At 38.9% G+C, this 9,842-nt stretch carries 11 protein-coding genes; 9 read left to right on the top strand and 2 right to left on the bottom strand.

The window, feature by feature from the left end; genetic code table 11:
- The coding region (locus C1E99_RS07665; protein ID WP_153060170.1) for a transposase at positions 1 to 738 on the top strand (738 nt) is incomplete at its 5' end.
- 255 nt (positions 739 to 993) lie between these two features.
- On the opposite strand, the gene recF is transcribed toward C1E99_RS07665, so the two are convergent.
- Both recF and C1E99_RS07655 read right to left on the bottom strand, forming a co-directional pair.
- Positions 994 to 2,088 (bottom strand): DNA replication/repair protein RecF, encoded by a 1,095-nt coding sequence (gene recF, locus C1E99_RS07660; protein WP_105207158.1) that lies wholly within the window; start codon positions 2,086 to 2,088, stop codon positions 994 to 996.
- A 2-nt stretch (positions 2,089 to 2,090) separates the two neighbouring features.
- Positions 2,091 to 2,474, bottom strand: a complete 384-nt coding sequence (locus C1E99_RS07655) for an RNA-binding S4 domain-containing protein (RefSeq protein WP_105207157.1) — start codon at positions 2,472 to 2,474, stop codon at positions 2,091 to 2,093.
- 76 nt (positions 2,475 to 2,550) lie between these two features.
- On the opposite strand from C1E99_RS07655, the gene yfmF reads away from it, so the two are divergent.
- The 8 genes from yfmF to C1E99_RS07615 all read left to right on the top strand — a co-directional run bounded on the left by yfmF (position 2,551) and on the right by C1E99_RS07615 (position 9,770).
- Positions 2,551 to 3,804 carry an EF-P 5-aminopentanol modification-associated protein YfmF gene (yfmF, locus tag C1E99_RS07650; RefSeq protein WP_105106573.1) on the top strand — a complete coding sequence of 418 codons (1,254 nt, stop codon included), beginning with the start codon at positions 2,551 to 2,553 and terminating at the stop codon, positions 3,802 to 3,804.
- Positions 3,801 to 5,084, top strand: coding sequence for an EF-P 5-aminopentanol modification-associated protein YfmH (yfmH, locus tag C1E99_RS07645; protein WP_105106574.1), 1,284 nt, complete (start codon positions 3,801 to 3,803; stop codon positions 5,082 to 5,084). Before yfmF ends, yfmH begins: the two co-directional genes overlap by 4 nt.
- 81 nt (positions 5,085 to 5,165) lie before the next feature.
- On the top strand, positions 5,166 to 6,017 hold the full coding sequence (locus C1E99_RS07640) for a helix-turn-helix domain-containing protein (RefSeq protein WP_105106575.1): 852 nt from the start codon (positions 5,166 to 5,168) through the stop codon (positions 6,015 to 6,017).
- Positions 6,018 to 6,026: 9 nt separating this feature from the next.
- Positions 6,027 to 6,566 (top strand): CDP-diacylglycerol--glycerol-3-phosphate 3-phosphatidyltransferase, encoded by a 540-nt coding sequence (gene pgsA, locus C1E99_RS07635; RefSeq protein WP_105207156.1) that lies wholly within the window; start codon positions 6,027 to 6,029, stop codon positions 6,564 to 6,566.
- Positions 6,566 to 7,402 carry an energy-coupling factor ABC transporter ATP-binding protein gene (locus tag C1E99_RS07630; protein ID WP_105106602.1) on the top strand — a complete coding sequence of 279 codons (837 nt, stop codon included), beginning with the start codon at positions 6,566 to 6,568 and terminating at the stop codon, positions 7,400 to 7,402. The genes pgsA and C1E99_RS07630 overlap by 1 nt, the downstream gene beginning before the upstream one ends.
- Entirely contained in the window at positions 7,378 to 8,220 is an 843-nt protein-coding gene (locus C1E99_RS07625; protein ID WP_105106577.1) for an energy-coupling factor ABC transporter ATP-binding protein, read from the top strand. The genes C1E99_RS07630 and C1E99_RS07625 overlap by 25 nt, the downstream gene beginning before the upstream one ends.
- A complete protein-coding gene (locus C1E99_RS07620) occupies positions 8,213 to 9,007 on the top strand; it encodes an energy-coupling factor transporter transmembrane component T family protein (RefSeq protein ID WP_105106578.1) in 795 nt (264 codons plus the stop codon). Before C1E99_RS07625 ends, C1E99_RS07620 begins: the two co-directional genes overlap by 8 nt.
- A gap of 184 nt (positions 9,008 to 9,191) precedes the next feature.
- Positions 9,192 to 9,770, top strand: a complete 579-nt coding sequence (locus tag C1E99_RS07615) for a LysM peptidoglycan-binding domain-containing protein (protein ID WP_105207155.1) — start codon at positions 9,192 to 9,194, stop codon at positions 9,768 to 9,770.
- Positions 9,771 to 9,842: the final 72 nt, after the last annotated feature.

The following is a 9,842-nucleotide window of genomic DNA, read 5'->3' as shown; positions in this document are numbered from 1 at the left end:
GAATTGGAAAATATCTTGTCAACACCAACTGGTGAACAATACTGGAACCTGGTCATAGCTTTTCCTTGCAAGGACTTCGTGCTTGATTTAAGCAAGGACGAACTCTCAGAAAGCATTCGTCAATCTACTTCAAAACGGATTTCGGACAAGCGTGTAGCGTACTTAGCCGAGAAGCTGATAGCACTAGCTAATCAATCGTATTGTGCCGTCAAGAAAAACTCTCCAATGCTGGAAGAGGTCCGTTACTATACAAAAGAATTGCTTAGACTTTCTGAACAGAGACAGGCAGTCTTAGACGAAATGGTGGAACTAGCTCAGCCATTACCTGAATATGACATTCTGCTCTCTATTCCTGGAATAGCTGAGACTACTGCAACAAGTATTATTGGTGAACTGGGAGATATTCGCCGTTTTCAGTCTGCCAATCAAATCAATGCCTTTATCGGTATTGACCTGAGACACTATGAATCTGGTAACTTCCTCGCTAAAGAACACATTACCAAACGTGGCAATCCCTACGCTAGAAAGATTCTGTTCAAGTGTATCCACAATATCGCTTCAGCCAGTCATACTAATCCTTGCCATATCGCAGACTTTTATGAGAAACGAAAAAGACAATCGCAAACGACTTCAACGAAGCCGCACACGATTGCCTCCATACATCGTCTCATTCGGACAATGTATTACCTCATTATGCATAACAAACTTTACGATTACGCTTCAACCCAAAATCGGTAAAACTGTTTATGCTCTATCATTGTAACACCTTATCAAAAAATTTCAACATAAGGTGTTGGTTTTGTATGCACTTTTTACACTAAAATTTAGTCCAAAATAAAACAATTTCCTTATTTTGACTATTGAACTCAAAATATTTTTCGTCAAATACCTTGATAAGCTTGACAAACGGTAGAAAACAAGACCCTGTTGACAGGGTCTTTAATGTTGTGTAAATAAAATTTACAAATGTGTAAAGCTTTGTGTAAATAACGGTTATTCCGACTCAGTAACCTTACCAGATTCAATATGGAATATTTTTAAACTATCTGGTAGCTTGTGTAAATGGTCTAAAGATGTCGTTGTAATAAATGTTTGAATCGTATCCGTAATAGTTTCTAGTAGTTTGATTTGGCGGTTATTATCTAGCTCACTCATAACATCGTCTAAGAGTAGAATTGGGTACTCTCGTGTGACTTCTTTCATAAGCTCGATTTCTGCCAGTTTGATTGATAGAACAAGACTACGGTGCTGACCTTGGCTACCATAATGGGCATTCATTCCATTTATAAAGAAAGCTACATCATCTCGATGTGGTCCAACTCCTGTATTTTTCTTAAATAAATCACGTTTACGAGACTTTTCTAGTTCTGTCAATAATCTGTCAACTAGATTGACAGCATCTGTCAATTCGATAGATGTTTGGTATTCGATTGTCAATTCTTCCCGACTGCCAGATATTTCCTGAACTTTCCTGTTTCCAAATTCCTCTAGTTTTTTGAGGAAATCAAGTCTGTGTTGGATAACCCGACTGCCATATTCAGCTAGTTGCTGGTCAAGTACAGATAGAAAGGTTTCGTCTACTTTGTCAGTGGATTTTAGGTAGGCATTGCGCTGTTTGAGCGTATGGTTGTAGTTGGTCAAGTCAGATAGATAGATGGGTTTGATTTGACCGAGCTCGACATCGATGAATTTTCTTCTCAAAGCAGGCGCCCCTTTTATCAGCTGTAAATCTTCTGGTGCGAAGAGGACTACATTCATATGTCCTATATAGTTGGATAGCTTGGCTTGTTTGAGATGGTTAACTTTGGTAATTCGTCCCTTTTCTGTCAAGTGGATGTCAAGTGGTACTTTACCATTTGTACGATGGAGTAAACCAGAAATATACAGCTCTTTTTCTTGAAATTGGAGTAGGTCCCTGTCTGTTCGAGTACGGTGGCTGCGTGTCAAGGCTAAAAAATAGATGGATTCCAAAATATTGGTTTTACCTTGGGCATTTTCACCCAAAAAGACATTGAGTCCTTTGTTGAACTCAATATCCTGTTTTCTGTAGTTGCGAAAGTGCCGTAATTCTAATCTTTCAAGCCACATGTTTACATACCAGGAAAGCGGACAGGCTTCTTATCGGCTTTTTTTGCATTTTTATTAGTAGGGGTTACTTGTTTCTTATTCTTTTTATTTTCTTGATTTAGCTTTTTAACGATTGCAGCCACACGTTCTTTTTCTGCTTGATCTTCTTGGTGCTGCTGTATTTCTTCTGTACTAGGTGCAACGATTGTGATACTAATGTTGTGGTCAGGTAGCGTGATAATATCACCGATGCGGATTTTTTTACCTCGTCTTTTTTCGTCGTCTCCATTAAAAAGGATGGTATTTTCTTCTAAGAAACCTTTAATGGCCCCACCTGAGTGGAGAATACCAGTTATTTTCAATAATGCTTGCAATGTAATGTAGTCATCAAATAATTTAAATTCCATATGTCACCTCGTTATAGAATATTATATCACAGAAAAATGATATAATGGAGGGTACAATGTTTGAAAGAGGAAGAAGATGAAATTACAAGAAGGAATTGATTTGCATTTTATTGAAACAGATCAGTTTACTACAAACAGAATAAAAGTGCGTTTTGCAGCCGAGATGAATGAGGCAACTGTAGCTGGACGTGTATTAGTCGCGAATATTCTTGAAATGGGGAACCAGGATTATCCTTCCGCCCAGGCAATGCGTAGACGCTTGGCAGAGCTATATGGGGCACATTTTTCAACATCGGTTGCAAAACGTGGGCGTGTACATATGGTGGATTTTACAATCTCCTATACAAATCCAAGCTATCTACCAAATAATGAGGATATTACAGTCGCCATTCTTGATTTTTTATATTCCAGTCTGTTTCGTCCTCTAAAGCATGGTCAGGGATTTGATCAGAAGATTTTTGAAGTGGAGAAAAAGAATCTAATCAATTTTCTTGAGTCTGAAGTAGAGGATAATTTTTATCATGCGGATGTCGAAGTGAACAAGTTATTTTATCAAGACCAAGCCTTGCAAATTCCACGTGTCAGTCGCCTAGATTTGGTTGAGAAAGAGACAGCCGAGTCGGTATATAAAATCTATCGGAACATGCTTCGTGTAGATAAGATTGATATTTTTGTACTTGGGACCGTAAATCAAGACCTTGTTCGAGAAAAATTTGAACAATTTAATTTTACCTATCGCAAGCCCAAACTAGAGTTGGAGTACCAACAAGAGTATTCAAATATTACGAGGGAGAAAGTTGAGAGAAAGCAGGCAAGGCAATCGATTTTAGAATTGGCTTATCATTTACAAGTTCTTTACAACGATGTAAACTATCCAGCCTTGATGGTCTTCAATGGTCTACTTGGTGCTTTTTCTCATTCTAAATTATTTGTAAATATCCGTGAGAAGGAGAGTTTGGCTTATACAATCGGAAGTCAGGTGACTATCTTTTCTGGGATGATGAAGGTTTATGCTGGCATCAATCGTGGAGATCGTTTAAAGGTGATGAAGCTGATTAGTAAGCAAATTCTTGATTTGAAGCGCGGAAAGTTTACAGAAGATGAATTAGAGTTGACAAAGAACATGTTAGTTCATTCAGCAACACTGGCTCAAGATAGGCAGAATAATTTGATAGAACAGGTTTACAATCAAGTTAGCTTAGGAGAGCGAAACTTGACCTGGTTAGAATGGATAGAAGCTGTAAAGGAAGTGTCAACTGAAGATATTATTCGTGTTGGGAAAATGATAAATTTACAGGCGGTTTACTTTATGGAGGGGACAGAGGAATGAAGTTGCTTGAGAAAAAATATCCTTATATGAAAGAAACTGTCTACTATGCCAAACTTGACAACGGCTTGACAGTAGTTCTCTTGCCTAAGATGGATTATCATGAAACCTACGGAGTTATTACAGCTAATTTTGGAGCTTTACATACCCACCTTCTTCTAGAGGGTGGTAGGGACATCGCCTATCCTGCAGGAATTGCACATTTTCTGGAACATAAGTTGTTTGAAAATGAGGATGAAGAAGATGTCATGAATGAGTTTGCTAAATTTGGGGCGAGTGCAAATGCCTATACCAGCTTTGGTCAGACTAGCTATCTATTTTCAACAACTCAGGAAGTCTTGCCAGCTTTATCCTTGTTACAATCCTTTGTTCGTCAACCTTACTTTACAGATGAGAATGTTGCGAGAGAACAGGGAATCATTGAGCAAGAAATTGAAATGTATCAAGACGATGTGGATTACCGTTTGTTTACAGGTATTCTAGGCTCCTTATATCCTCAAACACCTTTAGCCCATGATATTGCTGGGACAGTAGAGTCGATTGGACACATCACAGCAGAAGATTTATATGACAATTTTGATTTGTTCTATCATCCGTCGAATATGACATTATTTGTGATTGGACATTTTGATTTGGACCAGGTATGGCAGCAAATTTCAAGTTATCAGACTGCGCAACTTGATGAGAGTAAGTCAAAATTTGAAGTAAAGCCAGTCGAAAAGCTGCCTATTCTTAAACACCGTACAGAAGAGTTTGAAGTATCCACTCCTAAATTAGCAGTTGGTTTAAGAGGTAATGATGTGTTTGAGCGTGAGGAGATACAAAAGTATCGCCTATGTTTGCAACTCTTATTTGCCATGTTGTTTGGTTGGACTTCAAAACGTTATCAGAGTTTGTATGAGCAAGGTAAGATTGATTCATCCTTCCAATTTCAGTTAGAAGTTACCCCGGACTATCATTACTTGGTTATATCTGGGGATACGCAGGAGCCAATTACTTTGTCCAGTATGCTTATGAAAGCTGTTCGTAATTTTGAACGAGATGAGGATGTAAATGAAAATCATCTGCACTTGCTAAAAAATGAAATGTATGGAGATTTTATTCGGAGTTTAAATTCCTTGGAATTTACTGCCAGTCATTTTGTGGCTCACTATTCAGAGGTTGAGAATATATTTGATTTGCCTCAAATGATACAGGAATTACAGCTGGATGATATTAGAGAGGCGGGTCGTCGCTTTATTAGTAACTGTGATATGACAGATTTCACTATTTTTCCAAAATAAGTGGGAGCAACCCGTCGAAATTTCCTTAGAATTTTGTTAGAATAGTATATTGTATATGATGAGAGAGTGAGAGAGGAAATTATGAGACAAAAGAGTATTGGAGAAGTTCTCCGAACTGCTAGGGAAGTGCGAGGATGGACGTTTGTAGATGTGCAACGTATGACAAGGATTCATGCAAAGTACTTGCAGGCATTGGAGTATAATGATTTTGAATTTCTTGAAAATAGCGTGGATAGTGCGTCTGTTTTGGTTAAATATGCAGATGTACTTGACTTGGATGCAGACGTTTTACTAGACGCTTATGAAACAAATAGTCTGGTCAAGTATTATGAAGAAGGTGAAGAAGAAATTCGTTCATCAGAATTGAAAAGGGGATATAAGGTTCGTAAAAAGAGAAAAAATTCAATGCTACCCCTGATGTATCTCTTATTGGCTACAAGTTCAATCATCATTCTTGTTACTTACGTAGTATATAGCCGATTGCAAAATCAAGCTTTGCCAACTACTAAAAATTCAACATATAGTGTTATCAAGCAAAGTGTTTCGTCGAGTGATACAAACTCGGAGACAAGTACAAGTTCAGAGTCTAGCCCTACTTCAACTTCAAGTTCTACGTCTGAAAATATCACAATCGTTGGTTCTGATTCGTATATTATTGCAACTGTCAAGGGAGTAGTTTATCCATTAACAATAACTGTAACCGCAAATAATACAACAAGTTGGATCAGTCTGTCTGATACGTCGTTAGTTGAAGGTGTAACATTGACACCGGATAACCCTTCAGTGACAACTACAATTGAAGAAGGAGTGACTTCTACCACACTTGTTCTTGGAGTTGTTAAAGGGGTTGAGGTAAGTGTAGGTGGTCAAAAGCTAGATCTATCAGCCTTGACAGCAGATACAGGCTCAATTACAATAAATTTTGAACAATAAAGGTTTTATATGAAAAACGAAAATATCCCCAATGCCTTGACGGTAGGACGAATTCTGGTTATTCCTATTTTTATCCTCTTACTGTCAGTATGGCAGTCAACGCTCAGTCATATCTTAGCAGCACTAATCTTTGCTTTGGCAAGTATCACGGATTATCTAGATGGGTATTTGGCTCGTAAGTGGCAGGTTGTGACCAACTTTGGTAAGTTTGCTGATCCGATGGCAGATAAGATCTTGGTCATGTCTGCCTTCATCATGTTGGTGGAACTTGGTTTTGCTCCAGCTTGGGTGGTCGCGATTATTATCTGTCGTGAATTGGCAGTGACTGGTCTTCGTTTGCTACTGGTTGAAAATGGAGGAACAGTTCTAGCTGCGGCCATGCCTGGTAAGATTAAGACTTTTTCACAGATGTTTGCGGTGATTTTCCTCCTCCTACACTGGAATTTGTTGGGACAAATTACGCTATATATTGCTCTATTCTTCACCCTTTATTCAGGCTATGACTATTTCAAGGGTGCATCTTTCTTGTTTAAAGATACATTTAAATGATGAATAATATTATTGAAGTAAAAAATCTTACCTATAAATACAATCAAGAGGATAATCATTACACTCTAAACGATGTTTCGTTTCACGTGAAACAGGGAGAATGGTTGTCTATTATCGGTCATAATGGATCTGGTAAGTCGACGACTGTTCGCTTGATTGATGGTCTATTGGAAGCAGAATCCGGTGATATTTATATTGACGGTGATGTCCTAACAGTCGATAATGTCTGGGATAAGCGGCGTCTGATTGGCATGGTTTTTCAAAATCCAGACAATCAATTTGTGGGTGCTACAGTAGAAGATGATGTTGCTTTCGGTCTAGAAAATCAAGGAATCCCCTTGGAAGAGATGCAGACTCGAGTGAACGAGGCTTTGGAGTTGGTTGGAATGGCTGATTTTAAAACTCGTGAACCCGCTCGTCTATCGGGTGGTCAAAAGCAACGGGTAGCCATTGCTGGAGTGGTTGCCTTGCGTCCAAAAATTATTATTTTGGATGAGGCAACGTCTATGTTGGATCCGGAAGGTCGTCTCGACTTGATTAATATTGTACGTGAGATAAAGGATCGTCATGGTATGACAGTTATTTCCATCACGCATGATTTAGATGAGGTGGCTTTGAGTGATCGAGTGATTGTGATGAAACAGGGTCAGGTTGAATCAATTAGTAGTCCAGGCGAGTTATTTATACGTGAAGATTTGGTTGATTTAGATTTGGACAAACCGTTCACGACGGAATTAGCGACATCTTTGCGTCAGGCTGGGCTTGATTTACCGCTCCGCTATTTTACAGAGGAAGAATTAGAGGAAACTGTATGGGAATTCATCTCCAAGAAGTAAGCTATACCTATCAAGCTGGCACTCCTTTTGAGGGGCGTGCGCTTTTTGGTGTGGATTTAGAGATTGTTGATGGCTCTTATACGGCGCTTATCGGGCATACAGGGTCGGGTAAGTCAACGATTTTACAACTCTTGAATGGATTGAATGTGCCGACAGAAGGAAGAGTGATCATTGATGATGTTGTGATTACAGCGACATCTGAAAATAAGGATATTAAGCAAGTCAGGAAGAAAGTCGGGCTAGTGTTCCAATTTCCTGAAAGTCAAGTATTTGATGAAACGGTCTTAAAAGATGTTGCTTTTGGTCCACAAAATTTCGGAGTTTCTCAGGAAGATGCTGAAACGATTGCGCGTGAAAAGTTGGCCTTGGTCGGAATTGATGAAAGCTTGTTTGAGCGTAGCCCTTTTGAACTATCGGGTGGTCAAATGCGTCGGGTAGCGATTGCTGGGATTCTGGCAATGGAACCAAGTATTTTAGTTTTGGATGAGCCGACAGCTGGTCTAGATCCTGCTGGTCGTCAGGAATTGATGGATATTTTCAAAAAGCTCCATGAGTCAGGCATGACAATCGTTTTGGTCACTCATTTGATGGACGATGTGGCCAATTATGCTGATTTTGTCTACATTATGGAGAAGGGAAAATTAGTGCGTTCTGGAAAACCTGTTGATATTTTTCAAGAGGTGGATTTTTTGGAGAGTATTCAGTTGGGAGTACCTAAGATTACTAAGTTTGCAGCTAATTTGGAGAGAAGAGGCTTTGTATTTGAACGTCTTCCGATTACAATTGAAGAATTTACAGGGATGGTGACACATGGATAAATTGATTTTGGGTCGCTATATTCCAGGGAATTCCATTCTTCATCGTTTGGATCCGAGAAGCAAGCTATTGGCCATGTTTGCCTTTCTCTTGATGATTTTTTGGGCCAATAACCTGATCACCAATATCTTGTTGATTGCATTTGTTTTTGGCCTGGTTATGCTATCGCGAATTCGTCTGTCATTTTTTATCAATGGTTTAAAACCAATGATTGGGATTATCCTCTTTACGACCTTTTTCCAAGTTTTCTTTACTCCAGGTGCGACAATTCTATGGGAATTTTGGATTTTTAAATTATCTGTGGAAGGGTTGCAACAGGCAGGAATTATTTTTGTGCGTTTTGTCTTGATTATTTTCTTTTCAACGCTGTTGACATTGACGACGACACCACTTAGTTTAGCAGATGGTATTGAATCAGGTCTGGCACCTTTGAAGCGATTGAAGGTTCCTGTGCATGAGATTGGCTTGATGTTATCCATGAGTTTGCGTTTTGTACCGACCTTGATGGATGACACCACTCGTATTATGAATGCTCAAAGGGCACGTGGAGTGGACTTTAATGAGGGTAATCTTATCCAGAAGGTAAAATCTGTCATTCCTATTTTGATTCCCTTGTTCGCTTCGAGTTTTAAGAGAGCTGATGCTTTGGCAACAGCCATGGAGGCGCGTGGCTATCAAGGAGGAGAAGGTAGAACCAAGTACCGTATTTTAGCTTGGAAGTGGGCGGACACAGTAGCTATTCTTATTATGATTGCTTTGGCTTCTGTGCTATACTTTTTAAAAAATTGAGTAAAAAAACGCTAGAAATAGCGTTTTTATTGTCTAATTTCAATTTGAATGTAATATTTGTAATAGATTTTCAAAACCAAAGTAATAGTTAGGAGGTATACTAGACTCACAAAAGAAAGGAATGTGATGGCATTTAAGGTTCAACTATTTGATTAGTAGATTGAATTTTTACATCACAGGTATTATGAATATGACATTTAATAAAAAAATGAAAACAGCTCTTACAGGTTTGGTAGCAAGTGCTACCTTGTTGACAGCGAGCGTTGTTAATGCGGAAACTTACACTGTACAATCTGGTGACAGCTTATCAGCGATTGCATCAAAGTATAATACAAGCGTAGAAAAATTAGCTGAGCAAAACAACATCTCAGACCCAAATCTTATCCATGTTGGACAGGCTATTGAAGTTGGTGAAACAGCTTCTACTACAGAAGAAAAACCAGCGGAGCAAGCTCCAGCAGCTGAAACAGTTGCAACTGAATCTACAACAAGTGAAGCGACAACTACTACCACTGGTTCTTATACTTCAAACTTGAGTGCTGAAGATGCAGCAGCAAAAGAATGGATTGCTATGAAGGAATCGAGCGGTAGCTACGATGCACGTAACGGTATCTATATTGGTCGTTACCAGTTAACGAATACATATTTGAATGGTGACTATTCACCAGAAAACCAAGAGCGTGTGGCAGATGCCTATGTAGCAGAACGCTACGGTTCATGGTCAGCAGCTAAAGCCTTCTGGTTGGAAAACGGCTGGTATTAAGAACACAATAAAAAGTCTAGTTTTACTAGGCTTTTTTAGTTGATGGTTTTCCATGCTTTACAAATGCTGCGA

The sequence above is a fragment of the Streptococcus suis genome (assembly GCF_002964045.1).
In the GTDB taxonomy this organism is placed as follows: Bacteria; Bacillota; Bacilli; order Lactobacillales; family Streptococcaceae; genus Streptococcus; species Streptococcus suis_U.
This window is presented reverse-complemented; position numbering and strand designations above follow the sequence as displayed.

Coding starts and splice junctions, on each gene's coding strand:
- recF (WP_105207158.1), bottom strand. CDS start 2,088: ATGTGGCTTGAAAGATTAGAATTACGGCACTTTCGCAACTACAGAAAA.
- C1E99_RS07655 (WP_105207157.1), bottom strand. CDS start 2,474: ATGGAATTTAAATTATTTGATGACTACATTACATTGCAAGCATTATTG.
- yfmF (WP_105106573.1), top strand. CDS start 2,551: ATGAAATTACAAGAAGGAATTGATTTGCATTTTATTGAAACAGATCAG.
- yfmH (WP_105106574.1), top strand. CDS start 3,801: ATGAAGTTGCTTGAGAAAAAATATCCTTATATGAAAGAAACTGTCTAC.
- C1E99_RS07640 (WP_105106575.1), top strand. CDS start 5,166: ATGAGACAAAAGAGTATTGGAGAAGTTCTCCGAACTGCTAGGGAAGTG.
- pgsA (WP_105207156.1), top strand. CDS start 6,027: ATGAAAAACGAAAATATCCCCAATGCCTTGACGGTAGGACGAATTCTG.
- C1E99_RS07630 (WP_105106602.1), top strand. CDS start 6,566: ATGAATAATATTATTGAAGTAAAAAATCTTACCTATAAATACAATCAA.
- C1E99_RS07625 (WP_105106577.1), top strand. CDS start 7,378: ATGGGAATTCATCTCCAAGAAGTAAGCTATACCTATCAAGCTGGCACT.
- C1E99_RS07620 (WP_105106578.1), top strand. CDS start 8,213: ATGGATAAATTGATTTTGGGTCGCTATATTCCAGGGAATTCCATTCTT.
- C1E99_RS07615 (WP_105207155.1), top strand. CDS start 9,192: ATGAATATGACATTTAATAAAAAAATGAAAACAGCTCTTACAGGTTTG.